At 66.1% G+C, this 15,225-nt stretch carries 16 protein-coding genes; 12 read left to right on the top strand and 4 right to left on the bottom strand.

Going from position 1 to position 15,225, the window contains the following annotated elements; translation table 11 throughout:
• Positions 1 to 2 precede the first annotated feature (2 nt).
• From AWB94_RS33770 to AWB94_RS33755, 4 genes are all read left to right on the top strand, one after another.
• Positions 3 to 188, top strand: a complete 186-nt coding sequence (locus AWB94_RS33770; protein WP_062659493.1) for an antitoxin — start codon at positions 3 to 5, stop codon at positions 186 to 188.
• Complete coding sequence (locus AWB94_RS33765) at positions 189 to 620, top strand: type II toxin-antitoxin system Rv0910 family toxin (protein WP_062659492.1); 432 nt, start codon at positions 189 to 191, stop codon at positions 618 to 620.
• 135 nt (positions 621 to 755) lie between these two features.
• Positions 756 to 1,655 (top strand): DUF559 domain-containing protein, encoded by a 900-nt coding sequence (locus AWB94_RS33760; RefSeq protein WP_062659491.1) that lies wholly within the window; start codon positions 756 to 758, stop codon positions 1,653 to 1,655.
• A 56-nt stretch (positions 1,656 to 1,711) separates the two neighbouring features.
• Entirely contained in the window at positions 1,712 to 2,470 is a 759-nt protein-coding gene (locus tag AWB94_RS33755; protein ID WP_062659490.1) for a VOC family protein, read from the top strand.
• On the opposite strand, the gene AWB94_RS33750 is transcribed toward AWB94_RS33755, so the two are convergent.
• Both AWB94_RS33750 and AWB94_RS33745 read right to left on the bottom strand, forming a co-directional pair.
• On the bottom strand, positions 2,448 to 4,097 hold the full coding sequence (locus AWB94_RS33750) for an NAD-binding protein (protein ID WP_062659489.1): 1,650 nt from the start codon (positions 4,095 to 4,097) through the stop codon (positions 2,448 to 2,450). The genes AWB94_RS33755 and AWB94_RS33750 overlap by 23 nt on opposite strands.
• Positions 4,098 to 4,108: 11 nt before the next feature.
• The gene (locus tag AWB94_RS33745) at positions 4,109 to 4,555 is read right to left on the bottom strand and encodes a cupin domain-containing protein (RefSeq protein ID WP_062659488.1); all 447 of its coding nucleotides are present in this window, start codon (positions 4,553 to 4,555) and stop codon (positions 4,109 to 4,111) included.
• A 42-nt stretch (positions 4,556 to 4,597) separates the two neighbouring features.
• Here AWB94_RS33745 and AWB94_RS33740 point away from each other — a divergent pair, with 42 nt between their 5' ends.
• Positions 4,598 to 5,014, top strand: coding sequence for a hypothetical protein (locus tag AWB94_RS33740; RefSeq protein ID WP_062659487.1), 417 nt, complete (start codon positions 4,598 to 4,600; stop codon positions 5,012 to 5,014).
• Positions 5,011 to 5,592 (top strand): GNAT family N-acetyltransferase, encoded by a 582-nt coding sequence (locus AWB94_RS33735; protein ID WP_062659486.1) that lies wholly within the window; start codon positions 5,011 to 5,013, stop codon positions 5,590 to 5,592. Before AWB94_RS33740 ends, AWB94_RS33735 begins: the two co-directional genes overlap by 4 nt.
• 40 nt (positions 5,593 to 5,632) lie before the next feature.
• On the opposite strand, the gene AWB94_RS33730 is transcribed toward AWB94_RS33735, so the two are convergent.
• Positions 5,633 to 6,082, bottom strand: a complete 450-nt coding sequence (locus AWB94_RS33730; protein WP_062659485.1) for an Hsp20/alpha crystallin family protein — start codon at positions 6,080 to 6,082, stop codon at positions 5,633 to 5,635.
• Between the two features lie 305 nt (positions 6,083 to 6,387).
• On the opposite strand from AWB94_RS33730, the gene AWB94_RS35430 reads away from it, so the two are divergent.
• From AWB94_RS35430 to AWB94_RS33710, 5 genes are all read left to right on the top strand, one after another.
• Entirely contained in the window at positions 6,388 to 6,555 is a 168-nt protein-coding gene (locus tag AWB94_RS35430; RefSeq protein WP_206779538.1) for a hypothetical protein, read from the top strand.
• A gap of 53 nt (positions 6,556 to 6,608) precedes the next feature.
• Complete coding sequence (locus AWB94_RS33725; RefSeq protein WP_062659484.1) at positions 6,609 to 7,712, top strand: glutamate--cysteine ligase; 1,104 nt, start codon at positions 6,609 to 6,611, stop codon at positions 7,710 to 7,712.
• A 177-nt stretch (positions 7,713 to 7,889) separates the two neighbouring features.
• Complete coding sequence (locus tag AWB94_RS33720; protein WP_062659518.1) at positions 7,890 to 9,149, top strand: bifunctional glycosyltransferase family 2/GtrA family protein; 1,260 nt, start codon at positions 7,890 to 7,892, stop codon at positions 9,147 to 9,149.
• A gap of 91 nt (positions 9,150 to 9,240) precedes the next feature.
• On the top strand, positions 9,241 to 11,148 hold the full coding sequence (locus tag AWB94_RS33715) for an ArnT family glycosyltransferase (protein ID WP_062659483.1): 1,908 nt from the start codon (positions 9,241 to 9,243) through the stop codon (positions 11,146 to 11,148).
• Between the two features lie 383 nt (positions 11,149 to 11,531).
• Positions 11,532 to 12,239 (top strand): response regulator transcription factor, encoded by a 708-nt coding sequence (locus tag AWB94_RS33710; protein ID WP_062659482.1) that lies wholly within the window; start codon positions 11,532 to 11,534, stop codon positions 12,237 to 12,239.
• A 3-nt stretch (positions 12,240 to 12,242) separates the two neighbouring features.
• On the opposite strand, the gene AWB94_RS33705 is transcribed toward AWB94_RS33710, so the two are convergent.
• Complete coding sequence (locus tag AWB94_RS33705) at positions 12,243 to 12,980, bottom strand: response regulator transcription factor (RefSeq protein ID WP_064961394.1); 738 nt, start codon at positions 12,978 to 12,980, stop codon at positions 12,243 to 12,245.
• A gap of 237 nt (positions 12,981 to 13,217) precedes the next feature.
• Between AWB94_RS33705 and AWB94_RS33700 the strand changes: the two genes are divergently transcribed.
• Positions 13,218 to 14,756, top strand: coding sequence for a sensor histidine kinase (locus AWB94_RS33700; protein WP_084395482.1), 1,539 nt, complete (start codon positions 13,218 to 13,220; stop codon positions 14,754 to 14,756).
• The last annotated feature ends 469 nt before the right edge of the window (positions 14,757 to 15,225 follow it).

Here is a 15,225-nt window from a genome sequence, read left to right as displayed (position 1 = left end):
CCATGAGTTTTCTGGATAAGGCGAAGAACCTGATCGCCGAGAACGCAGACAAGGTGGACGCCGCGATCGACAAGGTCGGCGACATCGTGGACGAGAAGACCGGCGACAAGTACCAGGGTATCGTGGACAAGGCGCAGGAAGCGGCCAAGAACGCGGCGCACAACATCGACCCCGACACCCAGGCGTAGATGGCCAAGCTATCCGTCTCCATCGACGTCCCGCTGGCGCCGGAGAAGGCGTGGGAGGCCGCGTCGGATCTGTCCCGGTTCCCCGAGTGGCTGAGCATCCACCGGGTTTGGCGCTCGCCGCTGCCCGACACCCTGGACAAGGGCACCAAGATCGACTCGATCGTCGAGGTCAAGGGCATGGCCAACCGGGTGAACTGGACGATCGTGAACTACAAGCCGCCGGAGTCGATGACCCTCAACGGGGACGGCAAGGGCGGGGTGAAGGTCAAGCTGATCGCCAGGGTCAAGCCGGTGACCGACGGGTCGGCGGTCCAGTTGGACATCCACCTGGGCGGTCCTGCGTTGTTCGGGCCGATCGGCATGGTGGTGGCCGCCTCGCTGCGCTCCGATATCCAGGAGTCGCTGCACAAGTTCAAGGTGCTCTTCTCCTAGGTCTGGCCCGTGTGTGCGGTTTCATCCGCGACTCGCCGCGTCGAGCGAATGAGACCGCACATTTGCGCCGCGAACCCTGTGGATAACCGGCCCGGACCGAGCCGGTTCGTCGGACCGCCTTGCCATGGTCGGGCCATGGAGTCGATCGACTGGCCGTTTCGGGCCGCCGAGGCGCTGGACGCCGGCGCACTGACCTTCCGTGAGTTGCGCCGGTTCTACGAAGCCGTCTACCCCGGGGTGTGGGTGCCGCGCGGTGTCGACCTGTCGGCTCAGCAGCGCGCCCGCGCGGCGTGGCTGTGGTCCGGCCGCGACGGCGTGATCGCCGGGCTGTCGGCGGCTGCCCTGCTCGGCGCCAAGTGGATCGATGCGGCTGACCCGGCGCAACTGTTGCACGGCAATCGCCGGCCGCCGCCGTCGATCACGGTGCATACGGAGCGCCTTCACACCGACGAACTGACCGGCGGCCCGATGGTGATGACGACGCCCGCTCGGACGGCCTTCGATCTGGCCCGGTGGGCACGCGACGTCGGCGAGGCGGTGCAGCGTGTCGACGCCTTGATGGCGGCGACGAACGTCAAGGTCGTCGACATCGACGAGGTCGCGCAGCGGTATGCCCGAGCGCGCGGCTGCGTGCAACTGCGCAAGGTGCTACCGCTGGTCGACGGCGGCGCGGAGTCGCCCTACGAATCCCTGACCCGGCTGGCGTTGGTACAGGCAGGTTTTCCGGTTCCCGATACCCAGATCGAGATTCGCGATGAGTACGGCTACGTTGTCGCCCGGCTGGACATGGGTTGGCCGGACTACCTCGTCGCGGTCGAATACGACGGCACGCAACACTGGACCGATGCCGAGCAGCGCAGCTGGGACATCGACCGCGCCGCCATGCTCGAGGATCTCGGCTGGACCGTCATCCGGGTGAGTGCCGGGTTGCTTCGCGATCGGCGATTCCTGCCGCGCGTCGCGGCGGCGTTGCGGGCCCGCGGTTGCCCGGTGAATGTGCGAACTCATCCGGCCCGACCGGCGCGTCGCGGATGAAACCGCACACACGAGACCCGCGATGAGTTTCGCGCACCCGGCCGGTCAACACCGGCATGACTACTCCACTTGGCGCACCCTGCTGGATCGACCTGACCACCTCGGACATCGAGGCTGCGCAACGCTTCTACGGCACCGTCTTCGGCTGGACCTTCGAAGGCTCCGGCCCCGAATACGGCGGCTATGTCACCGCCTTCGTCGACGGCAAGCCCGTCGCGGGGCTGATGTCCAATGATCCGCAGTGGGGCATGCCGGATCGCTGGAACACCTACCTGCACACCGCCGACGTGGACGCCACCCTGGCCAAGGTCACCGCCGCCGGCGGCAACACCTGCGGTGGCGCCATGGACATCCCCGCCAAGGGCCGGATGGCGATGGTGTCGGATCCCAGCGGCGGGGTGGTGGGCCTGTGGCAGCCCACCGGTCATCTGGGCACCGAGGTGACCGGCGTGGCCGGGGCGCCGGTGTGGCACCAGTTGACGACGCTGGACTTCGCCAAGGTGCTCGACTTCTATGTGCAGGTGTTCGGCTGGCAGACCGAGGTGGCCGGGGACACCGACGAATTCCGGTACAGCACGGCCGTATTCGACGGGCAGCAGCTGCTCGGGGTGATGGACGGCACCGCGTTCATGGCGGCCGGTGAGCCGTCGAACTGGTTCTTCTTCCTCGGCGCCGAGGACGTGGACAAGACCCAGCAGCTGATCGTCGACAACGGCGGCGCCGTGGTGCGCGCGGCCGAGGACACCCCGTACGGCCGGCTGGCCGCGGTCACCGACCCGACCGGGGCGGGCTTCAACCTGTCGTCGCTGTCGTAGCCTGCCCCTTGCTCAACGTGGCCAGCAGCTCCCGGTAGGGGCCCACCAGATACGCGGTGTCGCCCGCGCTGAGCCGGGTGTCGCGACGCGGATGCAGCCGTGTCGCGACACCGGGCCGGGTGATCGCGATGACGCGGGTCTGGGTGGACAGGTCGGCCATCCGCACCCCGTCCAGTTCGCTGCCGGTCTCCACCCGGACACCGCCGACCATGAACGAATGCTGGCCGGCCGAGAAGGTGCCCAACACCTGCAGGCCGAGTGCGGCGCCGATGAACCACGGCGCGGCCAGTTCGACGGTGGAGCGCACGTTCTCGAAACCGAAGCGCTGCGCGACCGCCGCGCCCAGCACCCGGTCGTATACCCGCAGCACCACGGTCGTGTCGGGGGCGTGCTCGCGCAGCACGATGCCCGTCTCGATGTTGACCATGTCGTTGGCGGTCAGCACGGCCACCGCGCGGGCGTGCCCCACCCGGGCCGACTCCAGCGTCTCGCGCACGGTGGCGTCGCCGAAGACGATCGGCACGTCGAGGGCGCGGGCGGTGGCCAGGAAGCGGTTGTCCTCGTCGCGTTCGATGACGGCGACGTCGAAGCCGGCCCGCACCAGGTCACCGACCACCCGGATGCCGAACGACCCGAGGCCGACGACGATGACGTGGTTGTGCAGGTGCCGCGCCCGGCGCAGCCCCGCGGATTGGGCGAGGCGGCGCGACAACAGCACATCGGCGATGAACGCCACCAGGATCGCGGTGGTGGTGACACCGGCGAACATCAGCCCGATACCCCACAGTCGCAGCCACGCGGGTTGTTCCATGAAACTGAAATCGCCGTACCCGACGGTGGCGATGGTCTCGGTGCTGAAGTACAGGGCGTCGATCCAGCTCATCCCCGGCGGTCGCTGGTAGGTGTAGCGCAGCAACACCGTCGACCCGATCAACAGCGTCAGCGACACCGCCAGCGCGCGGTAGAACATCGGGTTGATGTCGTCGCGGACCACCCGCACGGCGTCGCTCAGCCGCCGCCACGGCCGACGTACCTTGTTGTGCGCGAGCGGTTTCGACACCGTGATGTTCTGGGCGGCCAGTTCGTCTGCGGTGCCGATCATGGCGGTCCAGTCACCCTGATGCACCGTGACATCCCTGCCGGGGCAGGCGGTCACCGAGGCATCGCGGTGGATCACCGCGACCGGGGCCAGGTCGCCGTAGATCTCGCGTAGGGTTCCGCCCCGCGGCACCTCGGTACCGGAGACGACGAAGTCGATGCCGGCGACCGCGATGGTGTGGGTGGTGCGGGACAGGCAGGCCTCGACCACCGACGGGGCGGCCAGATCGGCGACGTCGAGGATGGCCCCGGGACCGTTGCCGTACGCCACGGCCTCCCGAAGCACCCCGTTGGCCAGCCGGGCCACCACCCGTACCCGCGGACTGAGTTGCCGTGCCAGCAGCGCAATTTCGAGGTTGACGGCATCATCCTCGCCGACACAGACGACCGCGGTGGCCGACGGCACGTGAGCGGTGTCGAGGGCGCGCGGATCCTGCAGGGGAACGACGGTAGCTCCGGCGCCGCGCAGCTCACCGGCGATGCGTTCGGCCAGCGCATCCGCGCCGCACACGATGATGTGCCCCTGCATGCACAGAAAATCTAAGGGTTCGGAGCGGACAGTGCGAAGTCGGCGAAGTCGAAGCCGGGCACCACCACACAGCTGACCAGGCTCGGTTCATCACCTCGGGGGCGCGCCCGCTGCCAATGTCCCGGCGGGACGATCAGCTGGGGTTGTTCGCCGGCGGCGATGTCGGCGCCCAGGAGCAGCTCGGTGGCTTCGTCCTGGGTCGGCCCGACCTCCAGGATCAGCGGGCTGCCCCGGTGATACAGCCACAACTCGGCACTGCGTACGGTGTGCCAGGCCGACTGCTGACCGGGCATCAGCAGGAACAGGATCGCCGTGCCCGCGCTGCGCGGCCCGGTGTACTCCGGCGGCAGCGCCGACGGCGGGATGGTCAGCGCGCTACGCCAGGTCTCGGCGTACCAGCCCCCCTCCGGATGGGGAGCCAAGTCCAGTTGACGAGCCCAGTCGGGCAGATCGGTCATGGCAACCCAGACTACGGTCACCGACCCGATAACCTGAGCCGTATGGCACGTCTGCGTCCCGGCTGGCTGGTGGCACTGTGTGCCTTGGTCGTGGCCGTCAGCGCATGGCTGCCGTGGCTGACCACCCATGGCGGCCGCGCCAGTGCGATCGGTGGGAAGGCCGGCAGTATCGACGTGCCGCCACCCGGATTCGGCGTCGGGCAGCTGATCGTGCTGCTGGCCGCGACGCTGATCGTGGCGGCCGCGATGGCGGCCCGACGACTGTCACCCCGGCTGGCTTCTGCTGCCGCGCTGTCTCTTTCGTTGATCATCGGCGCGCTGATCGGCTGGTACTTCCGGTTGTACGTGCACGCGCCGGTCGCCGCCGGGTACGGGCTCTACCTCGCCGCCGCGACGGTTGCCGTCGCGGCCGTGCTATCGGTGCTGACCATGGTGGTGGCCTGGGGTGAGACCGTATGAGCTTCGTGGCGCCGGTGGTCCTCACCGGGCAACGCTGGGTGAGGTTGGAGCCACTGACCGTCGACCATACCGACGAGATCGTGGACGCTGCGTCCGACGGAGACCCGGGTGGCCTGTGGTTCACCAGCGCGCCGTCACCGCAGACGGCCGCCGACTGGGTACACGCCCGGTTATCCGATCGCGACCTGTTCCCGTTCGTGGTGCGCACCCTCGACGGATCCCTGGCCGGCTCGTCGAGCTATCTGCACATCGACGGGCCGAACCGCCGCCTGGAGATCGGCCACACCTGGTACCGCGCTTCGGTGCGCCGCACCGGGGTGAACACCGAGGCCAAGCTGCTGTTGCTGGGCCACGCCTTCGACGAGTTGAACTGTGTGGCAGTCGAATTCCGCACGCACTTCTTCAACTCCACCAGCCGGGCGGCCATCGAGCGGCTGGGAGCCAAGCAGGACGGCATTCTGCGCAGCCATCAGCTGCAGGCCGACGGGTCGCGGCGGGACACCGTCGTCTATTCGATTCTGGACATCGAATGGCCTGCCGTGCGCAACAACCTGCGGTTCCGGCTGGACCGGGGGTGAGCCGCCGGGGTGGCTGGTCTGCCACCCCGGCGATCATCGTTCAGTCGGCGTCGACGGTGGTCGGCTGAATCGACTTCTGGCCGCCGCCGTGCGCGATGTCGATCTTGCGCGGCTTGGCCCGCTCGGCCAACGGGATCGTCACGGTGAGCACACCGTTCTCGTAGGTCGCCGAAATGGCTGATGTGTCGATACCTTCGCCCAGGGAGAGCTGCCGGCGGTAGTTACCGAAGAACCTCTCGTTGGCGAACCACTGGACCGATTCGTCGGAGCGCGCGGTGCGGTGTGCCGAGATGGTCAGCGTGCCGTTGTCCACGTTGACATCCACCGAGCCGGGGTCGACTCCGGGCAGATCCGCGGTCAGCACGTAGTGGTCGTCGATCTTGCACAGGTCCATGGGCATGAACCTGGGCGTACGGGTTGATCCGGTCTGGTTGGTGAGTAGACCCCGGGTCAAGGCATCAAGGTCGTTGAACGGATCGAAACGGAGCACAGCAATCCACCTCCTCAGTCGCTAAGAGCCCGCCACCCCGGCGGGCAGCCAAATCACTGTGCACCTCTTTTTTAGCACTCTCATACCGAGAGTGCTAGTCCTGGGAGGGGGGATTTTCCGGTGTCCGGTCTCCGACAGGTGTTGCCCCACAGCACGTATGGCGGCCAGGATCCAGGCGAAGGAGCGTGCGCCGCCCAGATCGGCGTCACAGCGCCGACACGTCGGACTCGAGGATTGACGAGGCGCAATTCGGGGAATCCCAGCAACCGACAGTCTTGAGTCGACCGTGAGGAGTGAGTCCGATGATGGCAACGGCCGTCTTTCTCGCGGGGATGGTGACCGGCGTCGCACTGCTGCGGATCATCGTGCACATCGACCGAGCGGGCGAGCAGACGCTCGACCGTATGCGCGCGCAGTGGGAGGCCGGTCGGCGCGACCAGCGCATCCGGACGCTGCGCACCTCAAGTCGCTGACGGTGTGGTCGTGATGACGGTTTGCCGCCTGCCGGGCAGGGGGACACCCGGGTATGGCTGAACATCCCACGGTCGGAGTGGAGGAGGAGTTCCTCCTCGTCGACCCCGGTACCGGCGAACCCGTTGCGCGCAATCGCGAAGTGGCGGCCCATGCCGAACGCCACGGGATCGAGCTGCAACTGGAGCTGACCAGTTGTCAGGTGGAGACGACCTCGCCGGTGGCGCACGGAGCCGAAGAACTGCGCTCCGCACTGGCCGCGCTGAGGCGAGGAGCGGCACAGGCGGCGTCCGACGGCGGTGCACAACTGCTGGCGGTCGCGTTACCGCCGAGCGTGCCGCACCACTTCCCGCTCACCGACACGCCGCGCTACCGGGAGATCGGGGAGCGGTTCGGGATGATCGCGCACGAGCAAGGTATCTGCGGATGCCATGTGCACGTGGCGGTTCCGGACCGGGAGACGGCCATCGCCGTGAGTAATCGGCTGCGGCCGTGGCTGCCGACCCTGCTGGCGTTGTCGGCCAATTCGGCGGTGTATCGCAGTGCCGACACCGGTTATGCGAGTTGGCGCAGTGTGTTGTGGGCGCGCTGGCCCACCGCCGGCCCGCCGCCACATTTCGAGAGCGTCGCCGATTTCGACGCACTGGTCGAGATCATGCGGGCCTCCGGCGCCGCGCTCGATGATGGCATGGTCTATTGGGATGTGCGTCCGTCGGCGAAGTTTCCGACCGTCGAGGTGCGGGTGGCCGATGTGCCGGCCACCGTCGGGGACACCGTGCTGCTGGCGGCGCTGGTGCGGGCGTTGGTGATGACGGCGCTCGACGATATCGAGCACGACCGGCCGGTCAAACCCCTGTCCGGACATGCGCTGACCGCCGCTTATTGGCGTGCCGCGCGTGACGGCTTGAGCGGCTCGGCGCTGGATCTGGTCGACAGTCATGCGCTGGTGCCCGCCCCACAGATGCTGGAGCTGATGCTGACGGCGGTGACGCCCGCGCTGCAGGCCGTCGGCGACTACGACACGGTGTGCGCCGAACTGCGCCGGGTGCGCGCCGACGGCAACGGGGCCAGTCGCGCCCTGGCGGCCTGGCGGCGCAGGCATGCGGTGGCCGACGTCGTTGCTCAGGTGGCCCGGGCGACGCTGGCAGGCATCGATTGACGCCCTGCGGCAGCTGGTGTTCATCATCCCCACGCCGGGGCTCGCCAGCTCCGCAGGACGACGCATAGTGGGCTGACCCGTACATCGCGGCCACCTCTGCCGACACGGTCACAGCACACAGCTTTCGCAGATGTCTGTCCCATATCCCGCTCATGCCGTGAATCCATGATCATTGTCATGACCAAGATGGCGATCGATTCCGTGACCCTCGACAGCGGCGTGTCCGGGCCTTTGCGGTCGGGTGCGCTGGCCGATGCCGCCCGCCGCGGCGTCCCGGTTCTCGATGTCGTGGTGCCCGTCTATAACGAGCAGGCGGCCTTGTCGGGGTCGGTGCATCGGCTGCACCGTTACCTGGCCGAAAACCTGCCCTACCCGGTGCGCATCACCATCGCCGACAACGCCAGTATCGACGACACCCCTCGCATCGCCGCTGATCTCGCCGAAGAACTCGATGGTGTCCGGGTGATCCGGTTGGAGCAGAAGGGACGCGGCCGCGCGCTGAACGCCGTTTGGTCGACTTCGGACGCCCCGGTGTTGGCGTACATGGATGTCGACCTGTCCACTGACCTCGCTGCACTGGGCCCCCTGGTGGCTCCGCTGATCTCCGGTCATTCCGATCTGGCGATCGGTACCCGACTGACCCGCACGTCACGGGTGGTCCGCGGCCCCAAGCGCGAGGTGATCTCGCGCTGCTACAACTTGATTCTCAAGACGACTCTGTCGGCGAGGTTCTCCGATGCCCAGTGCGGCTTCAAGGCGATCCGCGCCGACGTGGCACACCGGCTGCTGCCCCTGGTTGCAGACACGGGATGGTTCTTCGACACCGAATTGCTGGTGCTGGCCGAGCGTGCCGGCCTGCGCATCCACGAGGTGCCGGTGGATTGGGTCGACGACCCCGACAGCCGGGTCGACATCGTCGCGACCGCCACCGCCGACCTCAAAGGGATTGCCAGAATGCGGAAGGGCTTCGCCTTGGGCCGCATCCCGGTCGACGAGGTGACAGCGGACCTACGTGTCGGCCGGGAACACGTCGCCCCGATGCGCGGAACGATCTGTCAACTGGCAACCTTCGGAGCGATCGGCGTCATCAGCACCCTGGCGTATCTGCTCATCTTCAGCGCGCTGCACACCGCGGTGGGACCGCAAACGGCCAATTTCGTGGCGCTGCTCGTGACGGCGGTCGTCAACACCGCGGCCAACCGGCGATTCACCTTCGGCATCCGCGGGCAGCAGGGCCGCGCCCGACATCACGGTGAGGGTCTGCTGGTCTTCGGGATGGCACTGCTGATCACCGGCGGATCGCTGGCCAGTATTCACGCGCTGGTCCACCCCACCCCGCACTGGCTCGAGTTGGGCGTGCTCATCGCGGCCAACCTGGTCGCCACCGTGCTGCGCTTCATTGTGCTGCGCTCGTGGGTCTTTCACCCGAACCGCTGATTTCAGCCCCCAACGTCACCGGAGAGTAACTATGACTACTGCAGTAGACACGACCGATTGCACTGGCGACGCTGCAGAACGAGGTGACCCGGTGGATCCGCGTTGGGCCCGGCCCGGTCTCGTCGCGCTGCTCCTGTCCACGGCCGTGTGTTGGACCATCGGGCTCAGTCGTAACGGCTGGGGCAACTCCTTCTACGCTGCCGCCGTGCAGGCGGGGACCGAGAGCTGGAAGGCATTCCTGTTCGGTTCCTCGGATGCAGGCAACTCGATCACGGTCGACAAGCCACCCGCATCGCTGTGGGTCATGGAGATCAGCACCCGCCTGTTCGGCATGAACTCCTGGGCCCTTCAGATACCGCAAGTGCTGCTGGGTGTGGCGTCGGTGGCATTGGTATACGCCACGGTGCGAAGGCCTTTCGGTCCAGGTGCGGGACTGATCTCCGGTGCGGTACTCGCGCTGACACCCGTGGCCACGCTGATGTTCCGCTACGACAATCCCGATGCCCTGTTGGTATTCCTGATGGTGGCCGCGACCTGGGCGCTGCTGCGCGGCATCGACAGTGGGCGCACCCGATGGGTCGTGTTGTGCGGTGGGCTGATCGGCTTCGGATTCCTCACCAAGCAGCTGCAGGTCATGCTGATCCTGCCGGGCCTGGGCATCGCCTATCTGGTCGCTGCGCCGCCCCGGTTGCGGACGCGAATCGTTCAACTGATCGCCGGGCTGGCGGCCGCCATCGCGGCCGCCGGGTGGTGGGTTGCGCTCGTCGAATTCTGGCCGAAGTCCGATCGCCCCTACATCGGAGGTTCGTCGAACAACAGCTTCCTGCAACTCACCCTCGGCTACAACGGACTCGGTCGAATCCTCGGCGGCAGTGCCGGCGGTGGTGGCGGGCTGCCCACGGGTATGGGCCATGGCGGTCCTGGTGGGTCCGGTGGCCCGGCGTTCGGTCAGGCCGGCATCACGCGGTTGTTCACCACCGAATCAGGTACCCAGATCTCCTGGCTGTTGCCGGCGGCATTGGTGCTGCTGGTCGCGGGGCTCGTGCTGTGCGGACGGGCGGCCAGGACCGACCTCAAGCGCGCCTCCTACCTCGCTTGGGGCGGATGGCTGGTCGTCACGGCGCTGACGTTCAGCTTCATGTCGGGGATCTTTCACGACTACTACACCGTCGCGCTGTCGCCGGCCGTGGCCGCCTTGGTGGGCATCGGCGTGACGCACCTGTGGCGTAACCGCAAGAAGCGCTGGGTGACTGCAGTGTTGGCCATGGTCGCCGGTGTGACTGCGGCCTGGGCCTGGGTGCTGCTGAGCAGGGCACCCGATTTCCTGCCGTGGTTGCGATGGGTCGTCGTGGCCACAGGTGCAGTGGCGGTCGGCTTGCTGCTCGCCTCGCTGATCCGGCCCGGCCTGACCGACGTCCGTAACCTCAAGGTGATCGCAGCAGGGTTGGCCGTGGCCGCCGCCATGGCAGGACCGGTGGCGTACAGCATCCAGACCCTGACCACAGCGCACAGCGGTTCCGTGATCACCGCAGGTCCGTCGGCGAAGAACGGTCGGATGCCATGGTCCCCCGGGGGCGGTGCCGGTGCTTCCGCTGACAAGTCGGGTATTTCTGCACCCGGCACCGGCGGGGGCGAGATATCCGCTGAAGTGTCGCGGCTGTTGATGACCAATGCCGGCGCTTACAGGTGGGTCGCCGCGACCACCGGGTCGATGGATGCCTCGGATTACCAACTGGCCAGCGGTTATCCGGTGATGCCGATCGGTGGGTTCGGCGGAGGTGATCCGGCGCCGACCTTGGAGCAGTTCCAGGGGTACGTCCGCGATGGACTGGTGCATTACTACTACTACCTGTCGGCACGGCCGGGAATGCCTTCTCTCGGTGGCGGATCCGGAACGAAGTCGGAATCCGACAAGATCTCGGACTGGGTCAAGCAGCACTACACCGCGAAGACGGTGGACGGCGTCACGCTGTACGACCTGTCAGCACCCGCGTCCTGACGTCGACGGACTGCGGCGTACGGATCGAAACATCCTTACGCCGCAGTCGTATACGTGGAACGTCGCGAACAGCGACACAGCTCAACCGACGGCAACCCCATCGAGTGCCGTGAGCCGTCGGTCGATGCGTTGCACGGAATCGCCAGCGGTGTCACGGTTTCCGATCCAAGCCCATCGGTGACGAGTATCGCGGCAGCAGTCTTGTTGAGGATCCGATGCGCTTAACCGGAACGTACGGTGATCTGATCTCCGGTGTCATTCCTAGCCGTGCGCTATGCCAAGCACAGGTGGGGCCAAGCTCGATCAATGACAATGGCGCGGTGAGCGCACCAGAAGACGGGAATACGTTGTCGTGGCGAGAGGCGCGGGGTAGGCAGGTGCCTATGTGCAGCCCCGACGGATCACCTTTGCAGGCGCTGGTGGTCGACGACGAGCCTGCATTGACGGAGGTGATCGCCATGGCGCTGCGTTATGAGGGTTGGCACGTGTCGACGGCGGCCGACGGGAAGTCGGCTCTCGCCGAGGCGCGCCGGCGTCCGCCCGATGTTGTGGTTCTGGACGGGATGCTGCCCGATATGGACGGTTTGGAAGTCATGCAGCATCTTCGCGCCGAGCAACCGGATTTGCCGGTGCTACTGCTCACGGCACGCGATTCGGTAGAAGACCGACTAGCGGGCTTGAGCGCGGGCAGTGACGACTATGTCACGAAGCCGTTCAGCCTAGAAGAGCTTATTCTGCGCCTTCGGTCTCTGGTCCGGCGCGTTGGCGCGGCGATCCTCGAGTGCAGTGCCAGGATCGTCGTCGGAGACCTGATTCTCGACGAGGACAGCTTCGAGGTTACTCGCGCCGGGCAACCGGTGCGCTTGACGTCCAGGGAGTTCGAGGTTCTCCGCATACTGATGCACAACGCTCGCCGCGTAGTCAGCAAGACCGAGATTCTCGAGCGGGTCTGGGATCACGACTTCGGTGGGCGCGTGGGCGTCGTGGAGTTGTACATCTCGTACCTGCGGAAGAAGATCGATTCCGGTCACGCGCCGATGATCCACACGCTGCGCGGCGTCGGATACATCATCAAGCCGGCGATTCGGTAGCAGTCACCTCGGTGAGTTCCCGGTGTCGATCTGCTTGTCCGACGAAGTTCGGGACGTGTCATCGCCGAGCGCGGGTTTCAGGATGTAGCCGCTCAGCCGCAGCGTATGGATCATCGGCGCTGCATCCTGATTGATCTTCTTACGCAGACTGGACACGTAGAGTTCGACGATGTTGGGGCGTCCTGAGAATCCGTACGGCCAGACCCTGGCCAATATCTGCTGTTTTGTCAGCAGCCGGTGCGGATTTCGCATGAAGTAGCGCAACAGCTCGAACTCGGTGTACCTGAGAGCGAGCGCACGCCCGGCGCGCGTCACCTCGCGACCCTCCTCGTTGAGCACGAGATCGCCGACAACGATATCCGGCAGGCCACCTTCCAAACCAAACGACCCGCGCGACAACAAGATACGCAACTTCAGCGAAAGCTCCTCCACCGAGAACGGTTTGGTCAGGTACTCGAATCCCGTGGCGAACCGGGTGAGCCGTTCGCGGGTTGATCCCGTCGGAACCAACATGAGTACCGGCAGTGCAGATTGGCCCTGCCGCAATGTGCCCAGCAGTGACAACGCATCCGTTTCGGGGAGACGGGGGTCCAGTATCGCCACGTCGAAGCGGTGCCTGCGTGCCAGTGACAGCGCTTCGGCCGCGTCATGCGCAGTGATGACGTCGGCACCTTCCCAACTCAGCATGATGGATACGATTTCCGCGCACACGCGGTCGGCGTCGATGACGAGCACGGTCATCGCAGAGCTGCCGACTCCTAGTGGGCGTTCCCGCGCTTGAGGCCCGAGCGAGGTCGGAGGGCTGTCGAAAGGCCGTGGCGTCATGGCGTGAGTCTCAGGCGCGCAAATCTGCGAATGCCTTTGTAAACGTATGAGGAAGTTAGGAGTTGGCTGCCGGCGGAGAATTCAAAGCTGGGGCCTAAATTCGGCACAGTTTCGTGCTAGCCGGGCCAATGACGATCTGCGAGTGACAAAGTCATGAGTTCAGCGTCTGACGCAAGCGCGGCCGACGTCGACCATCGCCTGTTCTGGCGCGTCAGCCACCCGAGCAGTTGGTCCCTCCGAGTGCGTTTGCTGGCTGCACAAACGGTGGTGCTGGCGTTGGCCTGCTCGGCAATTGGTGTCGGCGTCCTGTTGGCCCTGGACCGCTTTCTGATGGCCCAGCTGGACGATCAGGTGGTCGAAGCGGGTTGGCGATCCTCGATGTTGTTTTCGCTGGGGCCACCACCGCCGATGCCGGACGAACATCGGCCGTCAGGACCCGGCCCTTTCTTCCTCAACGCTCCAGGACAGGCCAGCGGTACGTTGGGTGCCGTTTATCACAACGGACGGTTGCTCGATGCAGCGGTCATCACCGACAGCGGGAGCCTGCGAGAGGTGACTGCGGCGGCACGCGCAGAACTCGTCGGAATGATTACAGTGCGCCCCGAGTCTCACTTTGTAGACGGGTTAGGTCGCTATCGCCTGATCACCACACCAGGTGCCGGTGGTGAGGCGATCATGACAGGACTGCCGACACGCCCGGTGGACAACACGCTGCTCGCCGTGGTCAGCATGTTGACCGTGATCGGTGTGGTCACGCTGGCGACCGCGAGTGCTGCCGGGGTATTGATCTTGCGACGCCAGCTGGCGCCGCTGTCGGCGGTAGCGACAACCGCCCAGCGGATCGCGGACTCCGACCTGGACCGTGGTGAGGTGACACTGCCGGAGGCACCGAACGCGGGCACAGCGGGCTCGCGGTATACCGAGGTTGGGCGACTGAGCGCAGCCTTTGACCGAATGCTGCACCGGATCAGTGAAGCGATGACGGCCCGACATGCCAGTGAGGTACGTGTGCGGCAGTTCGTCGCGGACGCGAGTCACGAATTACGCACGCCCTTGGCCGCAATTCGGGGCTACACCGAACTTGTTCAACGTCAGCATGATCCATCACCCGATCGATTGGCACACACGATGAGCCGCATTGACTCAGAAGCCAAGAGAATGTCGAGACTAGTGGAAGATTTGTTGCTACTGGCGCGGCTGGATGCCGGCCGGCCGCTTGAGTATGAACCTGTCGATCTCTCTGCCTTGGCCGTCGATGCAGTCAGTGATGCCCACGCGGCGGGGCCGGGCCATCAATGGAATTTGGAACTGCCGGAAGAACCGGTGGTCGTGATGGGCGACGTGGGCCGGCTGCATCAAGTGCTTGCAAATCTCCTGTCCAATGCCCGTGTGCACACTCCAATCGGCACGACGATCACGACCGTGCTTGCCCAGGAATTCGATGCGGTGACCATCAAGGTTATCGATGACGGTCCGGGGATTCCGGCAGAACAGCAGTCAGAGATCTTCGGCCGATTCGTCCGGGGCGACAGCTCGCGTTCGCGGCGCGGCGGCAGCACGGGTTTGGGGCTGGCCATCGTTTCGGCGGTCGTGTCCGCTCACGGCGGAGCGATAACCGTCGACAGCGTTCCGTCGGCCACGACGTTCACCGTCACTCTGCCGCTTCACAATGACCTGTCACCGCAGCAGTAGAGGAGGAATCCGCCTCAATCTGAAGGCCTTCCGGAGGCGGGTTTGTGCAATCTGCATTGCACAAACCCGCCATGCTCGGTCACAAGAAGGGAATGGGCAAACCGAACGGCGCCGGCGCGGGACCAGGTCCACCCGGCATCGGAAGGGGCGGTGGACCGGCGCACGGCAGTAGCGGGATGCACAGCCCGGGGCCCGGTCCCGGCCCGGGTGGTCCTGGCGGTCCGGGGAACGCTGAGGCGGTGGCAGATCCGAATCCGACCGCGCCCACCGTCAGGAGGCCGAATATCCCTGCCGATGCGGCAAGCCGCCGAGCACGTGTCGTCGCACTGGTCATGAAGAGCTCCTTGTTGTCGATGTGGTGCGGACTTGGGGAACGGTATGGGGTCAGTGTGAGTGGGCGCCCGTCTCGGCCTAAGAATCGGATGTGTTCCGAAACATGTTGTGCGCTAGCTGATTCTGACCTCACGAC

Origin of the sequence: Mycolicibacterium canariasense, assembly GCF_002101555.1 — a bacterium.
Taxonomy (GTDB): domain Bacteria; phylum Actinomycetota; class Actinomycetes; order Mycobacteriales; family Mycobacteriaceae; genus Mycobacterium; species Mycobacterium canariasense.
Note: the sequence above shows the minus strand (reverse complement) of the source record. Positions and strands in the feature narration are given on the sequence as shown.